The sequence below is a fragment of the Parcubacteria group bacterium genome (assembly GCA_016204045.1).
Taxonomy (GTDB): Bacteria; Patescibacteriota; Minisyncoccia; order Phycocordibacterales; family UBA2135; genus JACQLQ01.
On the sequence record JACQLQ010000001.1, the window covers coordinates 1 to 17,755 of the forward strand.

General features: G+C 49.8%; 14 protein-coding genes. 4 read left to right on the forward strand and 10 right to left on the reverse strand.

The genetic code is table 11. From position 1 onward, the window contains the following. The 6 genes from HY455_00005 to HY455_00030 form a co-directional block, all read right to left on the reverse strand. On the reverse strand, window positions 1-1,229 hold a 1,229-nt coding region (locus tag HY455_00005; GenBank protein ID MBI4117920.1), incomplete at its 3' end, for a hypothetical protein. Window positions 1,230-1,896: 667 nt separating this feature from the next. Next, on the reverse strand, window positions 1,897-3,333 hold the full coding sequence (locus HY455_00010; GenBank protein MBI4117921.1) for a methionine--tRNA ligase: 1,437 nt from the start codon (window positions 3,331-3,333) through the stop codon (window positions 1,897-1,899). Between the two features lie 24 nt (window positions 3,334-3,357). Continuing rightward, complete coding sequence (locus HY455_00015; GenBank protein ID MBI4117922.1) at window positions 3,358-4,416, reverse strand: AI-2E family transporter; 1,059 nt, start codon at window positions 4,414-4,416, stop codon at window positions 3,358-3,360. A 47-nt stretch (window positions 4,417-4,463) separates the two neighbouring features. Further along, complete coding sequence (locus HY455_00020) at window positions 4,464-5,735, reverse strand: insulinase family protein (protein ID MBI4117923.1); 1,272 nt, start codon at window positions 5,733-5,735, stop codon at window positions 4,464-4,466. A 57-nt stretch (window positions 5,736-5,792) separates the two neighbouring features. Further along, window positions 5,793-7,103 carry a glycine--tRNA ligase gene (locus tag HY455_00025; protein MBI4117924.1) on the reverse strand — a complete coding sequence of 437 codons (1,311 nt, stop codon included), beginning with the start codon at window positions 7,101-7,103 and terminating at the stop codon, window positions 5,793-5,795. A 29-nt stretch (window positions 7,104-7,132) separates the two neighbouring features. Continuing rightward, entirely contained in the window at window positions 7,133-9,070 is a 1,938-nt protein-coding gene (locus tag HY455_00030; protein ID MBI4117925.1) for a hypothetical protein, read from the reverse strand. Window positions 9,071-9,210: 140 nt separating this feature from the next. Here HY455_00030 and HY455_00035 point away from each other — a divergent pair, with 140 nt between their 5' ends. Continuing rightward, window positions 9,211-10,110 carry a transposase gene (locus HY455_00035; GenBank protein ID MBI4117926.1) on the forward strand — a complete coding sequence of 300 codons (900 nt, stop codon included), beginning with the start codon at window positions 9,211-9,213 and terminating at the stop codon, window positions 10,108-10,110. 43 nt (window positions 10,111-10,153) lie between these two features. Here HY455_00035 and HY455_00040 read toward each other — a convergent pair whose 3' ends face one another. After that, a complete protein-coding gene (locus HY455_00040) occupies window positions 10,154-11,020 on the reverse strand; it encodes an MBL fold metallo-hydrolase (GenBank protein MBI4117927.1) in 867 nt (288 codons plus the stop codon). Window positions 11,021-11,113: 93 nt separating this feature from the next. Here HY455_00040 and HY455_00045 point away from each other — a divergent pair, with 93 nt between their 5' ends. After that, the gene (locus HY455_00045) at window positions 11,114-11,710 is read left to right on the forward strand and encodes a superoxide dismutase (protein MBI4117928.1); all 597 of its coding nucleotides are present in this window, start codon (window positions 11,114-11,116) and stop codon (window positions 11,708-11,710) included. A gap of 10 nt (window positions 11,711-11,720) precedes the next feature. Here the strand turns inward: HY455_00045 and HY455_00050 are convergent, their stop codons facing one another. Continuing rightward, window positions 11,721-13,187: an ATP-dependent Clp protease ATP-binding subunit gene (locus tag HY455_00050; protein ID MBI4117929.1), complete on the reverse strand. Its 1,467-nt coding sequence runs from the start codon at window positions 13,185-13,187 to the stop codon at window positions 11,721-11,723. A gap of 149 nt (window positions 13,188-13,336) precedes the next feature. Between HY455_00050 and HY455_00055 the strand changes: the two genes are divergently transcribed. Then, a complete protein-coding gene (locus HY455_00055; GenBank protein MBI4117930.1) occupies window positions 13,337-14,173 on the forward strand; it encodes a protein phosphatase 2C domain-containing protein in 837 nt (278 codons plus the stop codon). An 82-nt stretch (window positions 14,174-14,255) separates the two neighbouring features. Further along, window positions 14,256-15,290, forward strand: a complete 1,035-nt coding sequence (locus HY455_00060; protein MBI4117931.1) for a phosphotransferase — start codon at window positions 14,256-14,258, stop codon at window positions 15,288-15,290. 111 nt (window positions 15,291-15,401) lie between these two features. On the opposite strand, the gene HY455_00065 is transcribed toward HY455_00060, so the two are convergent. Together HY455_00065 and HY455_00070 are read right to left on the reverse strand one after the other, a co-directional pair. Next, window positions 15,402-16,538: a trypsin-like peptidase domain-containing protein gene (locus HY455_00065; protein MBI4117932.1), complete on the reverse strand. Its 1,137-nt coding sequence runs from the start codon at window positions 16,536-16,538 to the stop codon at window positions 15,402-15,404. A 129-nt stretch (window positions 16,539-16,667) separates the two neighbouring features. Further along, entirely contained in the window at window positions 16,668-17,735 is a 1,068-nt protein-coding gene (locus HY455_00070; protein MBI4117933.1) for a serine protease, read from the reverse strand. Window positions 17,736-17,755 lie beyond the last annotated feature (20 nt).

Consider the following 17,755-nt stretch of genomic DNA (forward strand, 5'->3'; position numbering starts at 1 on the left):
TCTGAGGTGAGCTTGTTCTCGAGGACTTGGAGCTGGTTTGTGAGGTCAGCTTGGGAGATGCCGGAGATGATGCGCTCTACCGTACGTTCGATGACGGTTGGAGCTTGGGGTGAGGTGATGATGAGAGGGCGGGGGGTCTGAGTTGGTGTGGTGAGGATGGGTCTGTCCTGCGTAGCCTTTGGCGAAGCAGGGGGTGTGGGCGGTGTTTCAACTAAGGTGGGTGATGATTTTGGGGTGTCAGGATTTGTTAACTCTGACGCTGGGTCGGGACTGAAGAGCGATGTTACACTTTCGTAAAGAGTTCGCGCTATGGTGGAAGAGATGTCGGAGAGAGAAATATCTGCTGTGACCGCAGCAGTTTCCACTTCAATCTCGTAGAAACTCTGAACAAGGAGGCTGGGTGCATCTCCAAGTGCCTCTGCAAACGCAACGACATTGTTCGTCGCATCAAGAAAAGTTGCCTGTATTTCTTTTTGCTTTCTCGTCGCTTCTTCGCTCATCGCGACGCGCGCACTTTCATAACCAAACCTCAACACTTCTCGGGACTCATACGCTGCTGAAGCAATATCATTACGAAAACTTTTCCCTGTCTCAACACTTGCATCAACTTTTTTTGCAAACGCAGCTGCGCTGCGCACAAGCGTACGCTCCGTTTCTCGCGCCACCCCGCCCATCATGTCATATGCACGTGTGGGGTAGGTCGTATTAAACGCGATGTGCCCGCCCACAAAGCCGGAGACAATGAGTAATGCTCCAATGGCGAATGATGGAATTGTGGTGGGAGTAATAGTGACCGGAATTGGACTAGAAGAAATTGCTGGTTCTCCTCGAGGAGGCGCGGTGACTTTGATCTCACTTTGGGCAGATCCCATCAGAGTCGAGATCTGCACATGGTGGGCTGACTCTAACGGGACAGGCGAAATACTGTTATTTTGCAGATGTTGTTTAGCTTCTTCTTGCGGAGAAACAAACTCAGGTTTTGTCACCACCTCGGGAGGAGAAAGACGAGACTCAAGTCGGAGTGATTTCGTTTTTCCGTTTTGTCCATTTGAGGCGAGAAATACGCGGAGGGAATCTTCTTCTGCGTACCATGTCTTGCCAATGCGGCGCCCGCTTACCTTTCCTTCACGGCAAAGACGGCTCACGTAGTCGTGTGTGTAGCCAAACATTTCGCCACTTCGTTTAGACGAAATATGCCGTTTGTTATTGAAGAAAAGCTCTCCCTCCATATGCTTTTAATTTTACAAAGTACCGGCCGTATTTCAGAGAAAAAAGTGTGGACAAAAACTAAGAAAAATCTTTTCTTTTTTGGGCTATTGGACCCTTTGGGCGCAAAGGAAACAGATTAATTTGCACACACAGTATAAGGTCCCGTGAAACACGTCCGCGACAAAAAACGTAATCTCCCCTGTCATTCACAGGCTTGTTCGTGGAGGTATTGAGAAACAAACATATATCGTCTAAACGACCAAGTTTCACAGAGATTCTTGGGTGCTAAGTAGCGCGCGAGTAAAACGATTTCTTGAGAAACATTGATTTCGGGTCCGTCTATTGAGTGCCGACCTTCATGAGTTTCCAAAAGGAAACAAAAATAGTAAAAAATAAAACCTTCTAATGTCAACCCCGACGATGTCGGGATTTCTGAAGAAACGACGGCGGTCGTCTAAAAGGTCATCCGGCACTACTGGGAACAAATAAAAAACGCGGGTGTCCCGCGTTTTTTATTACGACGAGCGAGGAGGGAAAATGCAATACAACGTTTTGCATTTTCTCCGAGCGAAGTCGTACCAAAGGTTAATACCGCGCGGCTTGCTGCGCATCTGTGCGAGCGAAGCGAGTCCCCTTCAATACCTCGGGGCTTGCCCCGAGGACACCTTTATTTGTTCCCCATTTTGATCAAACTCTCTTGAATAATGTTTCCGGTTTTTTGTTTTCTTTGATTGCTGTTTTTATTTTCTCTGCTGTATCTGGTAGAAACGGGACAAGCATGTGCGCAACACAAGCAAGTTCTCGGACAAGATGAGTGATATCCTTTTTTGCTCCATCGCTATCAGTTGCTATCTTTTCGAAAGGCCGCTCCTTCGTCACGTATTCGTCTGATGCTCTGATCCGTCCCCAAATGACATCGGCCGCTTTTTGGAGTTGGAGACTTTTCATGTGCGTCTCGTACTCCCCGCTCACGGCGGTGTCAAAAATCCCCTGCTCCAAAACAACTGGGGCTTCGAGATGTGTCTCGGCAAGCTTCATGACGCGCGCAACCAGATTGCCGAGCCCATTCGCAAGATTCGCATTATAGCTTGCAATAAATTTTTCTTCAGTGAAATCACCGTCTTCAAAAGTCGGCAGATCGCGCACAAAGAAATACCTGAGTGCATCAGTTCCATATTTTTCGAGAAGCGCAAAAGGGTCGACAACATTGCCAATGGTCTTTGACATCTTCTGTCCACCGACTGTGATGTATCCGTGTACAAACACCGTGTCGGGAACTCGAACCTTTGCAGAGAGAAGCAGTGCAGGCCAATACAGTGTGTGAAAGCGGTTAATCCCCTTTCCGATGACGTGCGTAATATTCTCTGCCTCTCTCCAATAACGAGAGAACATCTCGTCATCAGTCGAATACCCAAGAGCATTGATATAGTTTGAAAGCGCGTCCACCCATACAAACATAATCTGATTTTCGTCACCGGGAACCGGGACTCCCCATCCGTGGGCGCGTTCTTTTGAGCGTGAAATACTAAAATCTTCGAGTCCTTGGTCAATAAAAGCGAGGGCTTCATTTTTCCTTACGTCAGGAACAACGGCGAGTTTGCCCGAAACGATGAGTGTCCGAAGCTCCTCGGTATACCGGGAAAGGCGAAAAAAGTAGTTCTCCTCCTCAACAAGCTCGAGTTTTTTCCCAGGATGTTCGGGGCAAAAACCGCCAACTAGGTCGCGCTCTAGCTTGAACTCCTCACAACCGACGCAATAAAGCCCGGAATATGCCTTTTTGTAGACATCATTGGGGTCAAGAGCCTGCCACAGTTTTTGGGCACCATCGAAATGGCGTTTTTCTGTGGTCCTGATAAAGCCATCGGTGGCAACAGAAAGCTTGGCAGCCAAACGCTTAAACGCCTCCGCGCGCTCTTCGACAAACGTCGGAACGGTTACCCCCGCCTCGCGGGCAGCTTGGACATTTTTGAGCGCGTTTTCATCGGTGCCCGTCAAAAAGAAAACGTCGCCGCCCATGAGGCGGCGATATCGTACGAGCACGTCTGCCTGCACGAACTCAAGCGCATGACCCAAATGCGGGTACGCATTTACATACGGTATGGAGGTTGAGATAAATGATCGCATAAGGAGAAACTCGCGGTTATCGTACTAGGCCGTCTGCTTTCCCTCTCGCTCTAGCTGTTCTGCCTTCCCCCTCTGGACATCTGCGGTCAGCTCCATGAGAGCGGCAGCTACTGGCACAGCGAGGATAAGCCCCAAGAAACCCGCGAGTTCGCCTCCCACAATAAGTGCGATGATTACGAGGATGGGTGAAACACCAACAACTTTCCTCACGACAAGCGGATAAATGAGGTGGTTTTCGAATTGTTGAATAATGGCGTACAGACCCATGACCATAAGTCCGAGCGGCACGCTCTCGAGAAAACCGAGAATGACCGCGGGAATGGCCGCAAGGAGAGGACCAAAAAGCGGAATAAGTTCAAACACCGCCGCCAACACAGCGAGGAGGAGTGCGTACTTAACACCAATGATGGTGAGCCCCAAGTATACGAGAATACCAACAATGAGCCCGAGCAAGAGTTGTCCTTGCATCCAGAGACCAATCTTCATCTGCGTGCGCTCCCAGAGGTTAATGATGCGCCGCTCGTGACGAACTGGGCTAATGAGCCGCAAAAAATTTTCAATCCCCCGCTCTTGCACGGCGAGATAAAACGAGAACACAAGAATAAGTATGAATGAGAAAAGTCCGCCGAACACCGCGCTTATGGTCTGCACGAAACCGCCCGAAACGACGGAGAGCGATGAACGCAACTCATTGACGGCGTTTTCAAGGGAGAGCCCGCCGGGAATACCATTCGTGAAGCGGTCTTCTCCAAGGAGATCATTCTCAATTCTTTGGACGTGTTCCGGAAGGACAGCGAGAAATGCGGACATATCTTCGACAAGCGGGGGCAAAAAGAAATAGAGAACTCCAAAGAGAAGCGTGATGAGCGTTGCGTACATGATGAGGACCGCTATGACACGCGGGATTCTGTACTTTCCAAGGAACTGCGTTGCGGGCTCTATCGACGAAGCGATGACAACCGCCGCCAAGAGTACGAGGACGAGGTCGATTAAGACATAGAGTGCGACAAAAAGGAGAACGATTAAAATCGTTTTAAAAATTGTTTCGGTTGAGATGGTTATGGTCGTATTTGTAGATGGCATGGCTCTAATTATACCACAAAATGCCCAAAAGCCCATTCGTTACTTCGTTATGGTAGACGAAAAATCTTCTCTAAACTCTTGGTGTTTCGTATCGGGCCGATAGCCGCGAGGCACATGCGATCGTTTCGAAAAATTTCTTGAGCCGTCTTTTGTATGTCCTCTGCTGTAACACGGTGGACCTTATCGGCAACCTCTTTTGGTGTAAGGAGCTGTTGCCCCAATACTTCTTCGCGCCCATAAAACTCGGCAAGTCGACTTCCTGTCTCAAGACCTGTGGCGAGCCCACCGGCAATGTAATTCTTGACGCGCTCAAGCTCGTCGGCGGGAATTGTCTCCTCCCGAAAGCGGGCAATCTCTTCGAGGGTGACTCTAATGACATCTGTCACCCCCTTGTGCCCAATGCCTGCGTATGCAAAAAACTCTCCGTGGTCCAGGTACGATTCGTTTCCTGCATGAACTGCGTACGCAGCCCCCATTTCTTCACGTATGCGCTGGAACAATCGCGAAGAAGAACCGCCGCCGAGAGCCGCTCCCAAGACATCGGCCGCAAGACGCCGCGGATGGGATACTGGGTATGAATGAAACCCGAGAACAAAGTGGGTCTGGCTTGATTTCTTGTACTCCACATGAACGCGGGGTTTACCTTTCGTAACCTTTGTCTTTGGTTTCCGCATTACCCGCCCTTCGGGAATCCTCCCAAACGCCTTGGAAACCTCTCCCACAACTTCACGTACGTTTACATTGCCAGCTACGACTACGACGGTGTTTTTTGCTGTGTAGTATTTTTCCCGGTAGGCGACAAAATCTTTGCGCTCGAGACCCTTCACTGTTGCGCGCGTCCCCAGTATGTCCCAGCCCGCCGGTTGGTTACCATAGAGACACGACATGAAGAGATCGAAAACGCGGTCGGACGTTTCATCCTCCGACTTTCCAATCTCCTGAATGATGACACCGCGCTCTCTCTCAATCTCCTTATTTGGAAAAACTGGATTCAAAAAAATATCAGACACGATGTCGAGTGCCTTTTTGAAATGACGCGCTTCTGTCTTTATGTAGTACCCCGTCTCCTCAAGGCCCGTAAACGCGTTGGAGCGTCCGCCGATGCCTTCTATTTCTTCGAAAATTTCTCGAGGAGTCGGACGATTGGTCGTGCCTTTGAAACACATGTGCTCCAAGAAGTGCGAGAGGCCGCTCGTGCGCTTTACCTCACACTCCGACCCTGCTGTCGTCAACACCAAAACAGTCACCGAGGCGCTTGGGGGCATCGGGACTGTTATGATTCTAAGGCCGTTTTTGAGGACGTTTCTGGTGAACTGCATAGTCGGGCTATTCTATACTACAAAAACACCTTGGGGCAACTCTGCCTGTCGCGGACATTACAAGAGACTCTCTTGTACAAAGGAATAGAGATCGGCTATCTTGATTCTCTGTTGTTCTCCTGTGTCACGGTTCCGAACGGTCACCGTGTCATCTTCTAATGTGTCAAAGTCAATCGTGACACACCACGGCGTGCCGATCTCATCTTGCCTCCTGTAGCGCTTGCCGATATTCCCGTTGTCATCCCAGGCAACCTGCGGAATTTGCTTTTTGATACTGGTGAATACTTCTCGAGCTTTAGCGACGAGCTCGGGCTTGTTGCGAAGGAGCGGGAAAATCGCCGCCTTTACGGGGGCAATGGCTGGGTGCAATTTCAAATACGTTCGCGTATCATCTCCCACACCATCCTCCTGGTACGCGGAGAGTAAAACAGCAAGTACGGTTCTGCCAAGCCCGAACGTGGGTTCAATAACGTGAGGAATAAACTTCTCCCCAGAGACGGGGTCAGTGTATGAGAGGTCAACCCCCGAAGCCTCTGAGTGCTTTTTGAGATCGTAGTCAGTTCGATATGCCAATCCATACAACTCCTTTCGCCCGAAAGGATAATCAAACTCAAAATCAACAGTGCGTTTGGAGTAGTGCGCGCGATCTCCTTCGCCCACCTCCAGTTCGTGGACATACTCGCGCGCAATGCCGACGCGATCGATCCATTCCCACACCCTGTCTTTCCATCGATTGAAATGTTGTTGCCATTCGGATTCTCTGACAAAGTACTCGAATTCCATAAGATCAAACTCCCGTACCCTAAAGAGAAAATCTCTCGGTGCGATTTCGTTTCGGTATGCCTTACCGATTTGCGCAATCCCAAAAGGAAGCGTGGGGCGCATTGTGTCGAGAACATTTTTGAAGTTTACGAACATTCCCTGCGCTATTTCGCCGCGGAGATACGCCATATCTCCACCCCCCTCGGTCGCCCCCATTGCGATTGGAAAAAGGAGGTTAAACTTTTTCTCCTCGCCAAACTTCCCGTCGCACTCCGGGCACACATCCCCAACATGATCTTTCCTGAATCTTCGCTTGCACTTTTGGCACGAGACCATGGGATCAGTAAACCCCTCGAGGTGTCCCGATGCTTTCCATACCGCTTCCGGCATAATGGTAGTTGTTTCTAAGGGGTACATATTCTCCTCCTCATAAACAAAGTGTTTCCACCACAAGTCTTTAATATTACGTACCAACTCTGCTCCAAGCGGCCCGTAATCCCACATGCCTGCGAGGCCACCATAGATCTCGGAGCCTTGAAATACAAAACCTCGCCGCTTCGCGAGCGACACAATTTTTGCAAGTTTGTCTTGGGAGTCCTTTGTCATGTTCCTAAATCCTAATGCATAGCGAATCACTATTCAACCACCCTACCCTCGACAGAGGTAAACTGCGGATCACTAGAAAGTTGCGTGTTAATCGGGCGTGCAGAGGCGTTAATGTTTGTCTCTGAAAATGTGTCAAAGCCTGTAAACACGGCTTCATTAACAAGTGTGGGCACATCACCGACTTGAGAAATGCTCGGGCGAAACCCGATGCGGAACGAGACCTCGCGAGGAGAAGCCCCGACCCCAGCCCCTGCGCTCACCGCGCCCAAATCCCAAACGATGGATCGGTCTGTTTCAGAAAATGTAACTGATTCATTTGCCGGACTTGTCTGTCCCAACACACGTATATACGGCGGCAACGTGGCGCGCACTTTCCCACGTGCGACATCGCTTGCAGTATTAACTACATTCCAGAGAATGGTATATGTCGTCTCCTGCCCCACCTTGGGCGGCAAGGGGCCCGTGTTGCTGAAGGCTCCAGAATAGTAGAGTGCCCTTTGTGAAAGAGATACGTCCGTCTCAACCCTAAGAAGATGCTCTACCGAACTCTGAATTTGTTCTCTGCCGGTTTCCCCGATACGCGTCCCTTCCCCTGTCACAGTAAGTGTGATGAGTGGCTCTTTGATAATTGTTCCGCCTGACAAAACGAGTTCACGTGGCTTGAATCGGAGCGAAACTATGCCGCGCTCACCAGGCTCTAGCTCGACAAGCTCCTGAACTGTAGTCCCGTCCCAAACTACGGTTCTGTTAAACGATTGATAGAAACCCTGAATGGGTGACACAGATGCCGTATCGAGTGCTTCCCCAACCAGTTTCACTTCGATTTTTGCATTACTGATTTTAACGGGAAGGTTGTTGGTCCAAGAGATTTCTGTTGTCACTTCTTCATTCGCCGGTAAGACATGCTCCTTGCCGGGGCGGCCATTTACGAGGACTTGGAGGGCGAGGAGCGGCCGCGTCACAGCAACATCATGAAGAAGCGTTCCGAACGCAATCCCAATTTCACGTTCGTCTTTTTCTTTGGGTGTACCCGACACGACACGGAAAATCTTTTCTTCCCCGTCTTGTCCTTCCACGACACCGCGGATAACGATTGTTCGGTCACTCCCGGGAGGAAGATCTCCCAAAGCCCACGTGTCGTTGCCATATGTTGGCTTGGGTGTCGCCTCGAGGAATGAGAAGCCGAATGGATAATCGACTGAAAGCAGCACATTGCCGACGCGCTCGCTTGCATTTGATGTTATCGTAACTTCAAGAGCAAACTCCTGCCCAGAACTTATTTCTGTGACTCCTTCTACCCCGATACGGACGGGCGATGAGCTCACGACGACAGTAAAAGTCTCTTCAGCAACGAAAATTGCGTTTGAATCGGGAACACGATACTCGAGGGCAATGCGAACCTTTTTCTCCTCTCCCTCTTGGCCGAAAAACACCGCACGGACATTTTCTTCGACAACACGACCTTTGGGTATAACACCGAGGGACGTACGAGTGCGCGGTAGTGCTTCTTCAAGGTCGCCGGCAACCCGAGTCCCTTCGGGGTACTCAATGAGTAGATCCGTTGATTCGAGGTCGACGCTATTTTTATTATGTATGGAAATCTGTAGTGGAACCTCTTCCCCGGCTTCTACAGAAACAGGGCCAGTGATGGTGATGTCGACATTTCGAGTTGAAATGAGATTCGCTCCTCCCAAGACAACAAAGAGCGTAATAACGGCGGCCACAGCAAAAAAGGCAAGGGATGCGTAAAAAAATAGGAGCGCAAATGATTTATTCTTTGCCGGTGACACCATAGGTTCTGCTTCAACTTCTGTATTTTGGGGAGGCACATCCGCCCATCCGGAATGCCTTTCGATATCATGCGGGCGAAGGTGGCTACGGCTACTTTTTTCCTCCGGAGTGCCTTTTTGGTACAGAGTCTCTTCAAGGCGGCGAAGCGGACCCTTGCCGTTCTGGTCTTCTCTCATCTTGAATAGTATACCAAATGCACATACTACTTACGACACACTTTTAGCAAACTGTGCACATTGTCCCACCTACGGATCCATGATACCTTTTTCTTTTAGATGTCCCATAGGAGAGCGACGTGAGAAGCACCCCCACTTTCGTGCCTATTGATACGGCAGCTGCCGAGCGCACATTTGCTTCAGACAGAGCTACGCAATTCATTGACATCATTTCTCCGAGAGACTACGACGCGGTAGCCAAACGTCTCCGTAAATTTTTTGCCAACCTTGGGTTTGTTGAGTCCTCAACACAGCAACGCATGCGTCCTCCGCTCGCACGCCTCGCGGCATGTGAAAATCCGCATAGCATTATGCCCGTCTCGTTCTTGGGAGACACGTTGCCACTCCCCCAAACAGGACAGATGTGGCTTGAGCACGACCTCTTGCGGGACCCATCGCTCCCGGGACTCTTCTGCATGACAACGAGCTATAGAAACGAGCGGGATCCACAACCAGGACGGCACAATTTGATCTTCCCAATGTTTGAGTTCGAGACACATGGGGGCATTGAGCGCTTGCGGTATATCTTGGAAGAACTCTTGGTCTTTTTGGGTATTGTCCGCCATCACCAAGACGTCACGACCGTCGATTACGAGCGGTCAGCAGATACATACGGTGTTCAAGAAATCGGTGATGCGGAAGAAAAACGGCTATGCCAAGAACTCGGCCCCGCAGTTCTGCTTTCACGCTTCCCCGAACACACGTCTCCATTTTGGAACATGAGACGAGGCCCCGACGGAAAGGCGGAAAAGATTGATGTGCTCATGCCGATCGAAACGATTGGTTCGGCAGAGCGGAGCTGTGACCCAGAGGACATGTGGCAACGCTTCCATACCATTACGGACGGCGCATATGCCCAAGCACTTTTTGAAAGATTCGGTGAAAAAGAAACCCTGGATGAACTTCGGTACTTCCTCTCGCTCAAGTTTTTCGAGCGGTGCGGTGGCGGTATCGGCATAACACGGCTTGTTCAAGCCATGAAACAGCGCGGCCTGCTCTAAAAACACAATCGGTCCCGATCCCAGTCGGACCGATTTTTTCTTTTCATTTTTTGTACTTCAGATTTGTGCCATCGCTTTCAAAGATGATCGTTCCCACCTTCGCTGTTTCTACGATCTCAGCACCAAACTGCTGTAAGCGATCAGTTACTTCTTTGTGTGGGTGCCCATAGGAGTTCCCCTCACCCGAGGAGATGACTGCGTAGGCGGGTGATGCGAAACCGAGGAGGATCGGGTCACTTGAAGTTTTTGAACCATGGTGAGCGGCTTTCAAAACATCGATGTCGAGAGCTTTTGCATCAAGCGAAGCAACATAGCGCTCGATTTTCTTCGTCGTATCTCCCGTCAAAAGAAACGAGGTTTCCCCATAGATGAGTTTTGCAATAACCGAAGCGTCATTCGTTTCCATACTCTTCGGATCACGATCGGGAAACAAAATATCCAAAAACACCTCATCGTCTAAAACAATACGCATGCCACGTCGTGCAAATATGTGTTCGGCGTTTTCCACATCCACTGACTCCAGAAGGCCTGCGTAAGCTCCTGTATCGTGCTCGACCCCGGGTTCGAAGAAGTAGCTCACATCATATCGTTCAAGGACGCTCGAAAGCCCGCCAATATGGTCCTTGTCGGGATGTGTCGCGATAACACCATCAATCGAGCGATCATAAAAAGGCATCACCTCCGAAAGCGCCCGCAAAACCACTTGCCCTGAAGGTCCGCCATCTATAAGCATTTGATTCCCATTTGGCGCTTCTATAAAAATGGAGTCTCCTTGACCAACATCAAGAAACGCAACGGTAAGTATTCTGTTGTCGTCTGTCGCAATAACAGCATTCCACAGAAAATAGTTTGCCACCAAAAGCACTCCGAGGAGAAGATACCTGCCATACGTTTTGCCCGCTTCAAACATGCAACGATTATACGCGTGCATGCAAAAAAGAAAAAGGGTCGCCTGTAAATGGTATGGTATACTAATTACAATTATTATTACGGGGACCTTCGTATGCATTCATATACAGAACAACAATTCAATATTCCAGACCTGCAGGGGCTTTCTGCAAAACAATTGGGGGAACATTTAAAGCTCTATGCAGGATACGTAAAGCACGTGAACCTTATTCGAGAGAAGATTCGAGAACTCGAAGGAGACAAAGAAAAGAATGCATACCTCATCTCCGAACTCCGCCGTCGCTTCAGTTTCGAATTCAACGGCATGCGTATGCACGAATACTATTTTGAAACATTTGAGGGCGGTCCTACAGCGCCAATCGAATCATCACCGCTCGAACAAAACCTTGTAGAAAAATATGGGGACATTGAAAAGTGGTTGGAACATTTCAAAACTGTCGGTATGACCCGTGGCATCGGCTGGGCCGTGCTTTATCTTGATCCAAAGGCAAGAGAGCCGCACACCGTATGGGTTGGCGATCATGAGTTGGGCACACTCGCCGGACTCCCGATTTTGCTCGCAATGGATATGTGGGAACACGCCTACATGGTTGACTACGCCCCCTCGGAGAAGAAAAATTATATTGAGGCATTTTTCAAAAATGTAAATTGGGGCGTCGTCGAGAAACGATTCCAACAAACTCAAGCATAAAAAAAACCCCTTACTTTCCTTGGGGTTTGTGATTTCGTCGACGCTTATATTCGACAGTGATGACGGGTTTCTCGTCACCGTAATCCATGAGATAAAAGACTGGCCGCCCGTGCTTCTTGCCTTTGCGCTCGAGTTCGACCACGACATGATCACCTCTTTTGATCTGCCCAGTCAATCGGAGCTTCATGATAGGCCTCAGGAGATATTGCTTCAAAGTCTTGTCTACGAGACGAGCGCCTTCAATGCGCTTTCTTGTGGACCGTTCATAGAAGAAGCGGATAACTTCATCAGCAATTTCAAGTTTGATGGGGAATCTGCTTGCGAGATGCTCTTGGTATGCTCGCAGTTTTGATTCAAGAATTTCCCTGATTTCCTTGGGCATAAGCATGCGCGCAAGAATGAGCTCATCAAGTCGTCCCATAAACTCGGGGCCAAAAACCTTGATCGCAGTGTCGCGCACCAAACGATACAGTTCCGTATCATCTTGTTCTGAAACCCCTTGGACGGACCGGTGGAAACCCATGGGGACAACTTCGCCGCTTTGCACTGCGACGAACTGCGCAATTTCTTCTTTGCACAGATTCGAGGTGAGCACGACGATTGAACCATGAAAATCAACGGTTTCGTCTTTGCGAGTGACGATAACGCCATCGCCCAGCACACCGAGGAACAATTTGAAAAGCGAATCGTGCCCTTTTTCAAACTCATCACCCAAAACAACTGAAGGATAAATGAATCTGTTTGGGTCGTAGATAACGTGCGGAGTAATGCCCTCTACCTCTTTTATGACCTTGAAGATTTTTGGCTGGAGTTCACCAAGCTCCTGAAGCAGTTCCCTTTTCCGTGTTTGATCGCGAGTTTTTGCCACCTCGTTCCTCAAACTTTGGGTCTTAAGTGCAAACTCTTGATACTCCGCTTGCAGACGATCATGTTCTGCTTTGTCCTCTGTCGAAAGAGCTTCGATCGCTTTCTTCCGAAGGTGGAGGAACCCAGGCTCATCCAGTTTTTCCTGCGTCAGCACGGGTTCATTATCAGAACCGATGTAGCCCGGAGGCGGGTGGAGCAATGTCTCGACGGCGTGGCGTTCCTGGTAATTTTGTCCTGGGATAAAGAAGAAACCGCGCTCTCTGCCCGTCAATACTTTTGCAATGAGTCGAGCAATATATGTCTTGCCCGCACCCGAAGGACCGGGGACAAGAACGCTCGCGATGACACCGTTCGCGTCTTCGTCTCGTTCTCCTGACTTCATGAATGACTCGAGATCATCGAGAGCTTCTGCGCCAAACTCCACAAGTCGTGGCTGTCCAATATACCTATCATGGCAAAGTGCAAGGAATTCTTCCGCGAGCGAGCCGCGCTTCCCGAGGTCGAGTAGGAGCTTCTTAGGCTCCTTTTGTACGGGAGCCTTCATGACTACTCCACGCGAACCCTCTCCCTCCTTTTTGTCTTCACTACTCTTTCCGTTTCCGTTACCCATCTCTCTCTCCCGGAGGGTTTGAATCTTTTTTAAGAATAACAGAAATAAGCATCGTGGAGCACTGTGTGCAACAAAAAAGGACTTAAGTCAAATGACACCACGCCCTGGGGTAGATACGTTATAGGGAGAAGATGTAGCGGAGTTTAAGGATGAAAGACGTTTCGGTGCAGGTCATTCACAGCAAGGGTGTTGGGGTCATTAACGAAGATGTTCCCCTTGTCATCGGAAATACTTTTGCGGCCTTTGATGGCGTTACCAGTTTGGTTGGCTACAAGAACGCGCACGGGGAAACGGGCGGGAGAATAGCCGCACGCCTTGCGGCAGAGACATTTGCAAAAGGGGAAGGGTATCTTCGCGCACGAGCGTTGCACGCCAATACCGCGATTCGACATGCTATGGAAAAGGTCGGGGTCAATCTCTCTGCAGAAGACCACAAAGAAAACCGCTGGGGTGCAGTATGCGCAGCTGTTGAACTGCACGAAGACACATTTGATGTTCTGACCATCGGTGACTCTTTTGTTCTCGGCATCACCGCCGATCATTGGGGTATGGGAGAACTCTTGACGCCCTATGTTAATCTCGATATCAAAACACTGAGACGCTGCAAAGAATTGGCGGACGCGCGCGTTAGGAACATTAATCAGCAATTGCGCCCGCACATTCTCAAGGTTCGGAATCAAGCGAACGAAGCATATGGTGTTTTGAATGGCGACCCGAATGTTTCGGGTTTCATCCAAACCAACACCCGTAACATACGCGACTTCCAATCGCTTCTCATCTTTACCGACGGATTCTTAATCCCACATGAAGATCCCGATGCGGAGGAAGAGTGGGACTTGATGGTGAGGTTGTACAAAGAAGGTGGCCTTAAGGCGGTACTTTCGGAAATCCGGGCTCGAGAACAGACCGACCCGAATTGCTGGCACTTTCCACGCGTGAAAGTGGGCGATGACGCAACGGCCATCGCAATCGACTTCCTGCCGTAAATAGTTATATTTCGTGTTCAAGGCGGTTTTCCGCCTTTTTTCTTGCTCCAGTCGTTTCAATACGTCACAATATATATACTTCGTGCCCATCATCATGGAACCACTTGCTGCCATCCAACACTTCACAAAAAAGCCACTACTTAGTGTTTCTCCTTACGGCCAGGGGCGTATTCATCAGACGTACCTCGCTGAATGTAGTGAGGGAGAAAAATATATACTTCAGAAACTTCACTCTATTTTTAAAGCGCCCGTCCTCGAGGACATAGAAGCGGTCACCACCCATCTTCGAGAGAAAGGGCTCACGACTCCGCGTATCGTACGCACGCTTGATGGAGAACTCGGGTATTGTAAAGGGGGTGAGTGCTGGCGAATGCTCACATACATTCCTGGAAAAACATTTGAGGCTTCCATTACCCCACTCCAGGCAGAAAGTGCGGGGGCTCTCGTTGGCGTCTTTCACAATGCCCTTCTTGATTTGGAATATTCCTATAAGCACGCACTCCCAGGTTTCCATGACACAAAACACATCATGGAGCGACTCAAACAGGTCGTCGACGCCAACGTGGGTGGAGAAAAGTACCAAGTTCTTGCTCCGCTCGCAGAAGAAATACTTTCAGCATATAGGCCGGTGCGCGGGGCGCTTGCCTCACTCCCCCTGCGGCATGTGCATGGCGACCTCAAGCTCAACAATATACTTTTCGATAAAGATGGGGTCAGCGCCCTGGCACTTCTTGATCTCGACACCTTGGGGAAAATGAGTATTCCTATTGAAATGGGTGATGCTGCACGAAGTTGGTGCAACCAAAGAGACGAAGACGCAACCGATCCTCAGTTTGATATGGCTATTTTTGAGAGCATGATGCGAGGATATTTTAGTAAAGCAACATTTCTAAGTCGTGTAGAACGAGCAGCGATCCCTACGGGAATCGCAACAATTATACTCGAGCTCTCTGCGCGCTTTGTCACTGATGCGTTTGAAGAGTCATATTTTACCCTCGACACAAGCCGCTACCAATCCCGATATGTGCAAAACATGGCAAAAGCAAATGGGCAGATGAAACTGTATCGCGACTTTATCACAAAAAAAGAAGTGGCAGAAAGAATCGTCGGTTTATAAAGATGTCCTCGGGGCAAGCCCCGAGGTATTGATTGTCTTGCATTTTCGCTCCTCGCTCGACGAAATAAAAGCCCGACAATGGGGTCGGGCAATAAAACAGCGTGACATCGACTAGCGGCGGAGAGGTGGGAGTCTCATAAATGAGATCGGGATAGTAACGAGTTCATCGTTGCGCTTAACAACGACCTCTCCTCTCGTATTTGGCGACACTTCAAAAAAGATAAACTCTTCAAGGGCACGCCTCGTAGTCACGACGTGCCTTCTTTCTGCGAAGCGAACTTCTTTCAACAAATCACCCATTCGGAGTCCTGCGCGCTCTGATGCCGTGTCTGTGAAAACCTCGTACACCATGACGCCTTCTTCGGGGGGTGGATAATCCTTCTCTGTATAGTATTCGTACATGATAGGCGAAACTTCGCGTGTTTCCCTTATCGAGAAGTCAAACGAGGCGTGCTCTACCAATTTGTCTCTTTCAAGGCGAGCGAGAAGACGTCCGATGATGCGAGCGTTGAGAGAGAACGACATTCCCCCTCCGTCACCACCTACAACGGCAATGCCGTTAGGGGTATTCAACACCGCGGCAGTTAACGGAACAATGCTTACGTTTATGCCCACAACTTCACGGTTACGGTTCAGGAGGGGGCCTCCTGAATTGCCGGGGTTAAGCGGCGTTTGCGTCGTAACATAAAGCCAAGAAGGAAACTGAACGGGCAATGGTATCTGCTCAAGCGCAATGACGACGCCAAACGTCGTTGCCTTCAATTCGTGCGGGAAACCAGCGGCAAAGACCACATCGCCGACACGAAGAGCGTCCGAGAAGTTAAATCGCGCGGGTTCGATACCTTCGGTGAGCCATGCCGGGACCTTGAGAAGTGCGAGGTCGGCGGCTGGATCTCTGCCGACAATCTCCGCCTTTCCAAATCCGTTGCCGAACGTCACCCAAATGGTGGTAGCTGTTGGTGTTGGCCCTAGGGCGTGATTAACAGTGACGATGCGAAGCTCTCCTGCGTTGTTTCTGTAGAGAAAGCCGGTGGAGTTGATTTCATTAACAAAAGGTTCATTCTGGTTTTGGGGATTGGGGGAAGTCCGTGGAATCTGTATCCGCGCAAGATAATTGTTCTCAAGAGCAATCTGCTTCATGATGGCGCCAACCTCGCCGATATCGAGGTTTTCGGCCGCGTGCACGCTCGTGCTTACAGTAAAGAATGTCGTGACAATGAACAGAGCAAAGATTCTGGCAAAGCGCATGGTATACCTCTTCGTGAAGCGTTGCCTGTGTCTTTAAAAAGTATAGCATGGCATTTTTCTAACATACCAAAAGGACACAGAAACAAAAATTATACAAAAACGGCCGCCTAAAGCGACCGAGTTTTTATATTACAATTGAAAAATGAGGAGTTCGCTACCACGCTTGAGAACAAGTTCTCCCCTCGTATTTGGCGACACTTCAAAAAAGATAAACTCTTCAAATGCTTGCCTTGTGGTCACGACATGTACTTTTTCTCCGAAACGGATTTCTTTCACGAGGTCGCCAGGGCGCACAAAGGACGCCCGTGAAGTAGTTGCGAAAACCTCATACACCATGACGCCTTCTTCGGGGGGTGGATAGTTCTTTCCTGTATAGTATTCGTAAAAAATAGGTGACACGTCGCGTGTTTCCCTTACAGAGAAGTCGAGCTGGACGTGCTCTACTACTCCACCCCGTTCAAGGCGGGGAAGGAGGCGCCCAAGGGCATATGCAGTAACACTGAATGCCATGCCGCTACCGGCAGTGGTCGAAATAATGCTCTCATTGATGGCAACAACTTCACGGTTACGGTTCAGGAGGGGGCCTCCTGAATTGCCAGAGTTGACTGGTGCCTGAGTCGTTACGTACAGCCATTGAGGAAACGGGTCTTCCAATTCCCGCTCTTTCAGGGCTGTGATAAAGCCAAAGGTGGTGTTTTCCATTCCAAAAGGAAACCCAGTAGCAAACACGGTATCGCCAACCTGAAGGTCGTTCGAGAAATTAAATCGCGCGGGTTCGACACCTTCGGTGAGCCATGCCGGGACCTTGAGAAGTGCGAGGTCGGCGGCTGGGTCTCTGCCGACAATTTCCGCCTTTCCAAATCCGCTGCCGAACGTCACCCAAATGGTTGCCGTGTCTGGGGTCGGCCCCAGGACGTGATTAACTGTCGCAATGCGAAGCTCTCCATCGGTATTTCTAAAGAGGATACCCGTGCCAATAGCTTCATTGATGGCGGGCTGATTTGGATTACGAGGATTGCGAGAGGTGGGTTGGAGCGTATGTATCCGCGCAAGGTAATTGTTCTCAAGGGCAATTTGCCTCATGATAGCACCTGCGTCGGCTGTGAATGGCTCGTTTGTTGCGGCGGTGCATCCCGCAAGAGTCCCGGTAAAGAATGTCGTGACAATGAACAGAGCAAAGATTCTGGCAAAGCGCATGACATACTCCTTTGAAAAAG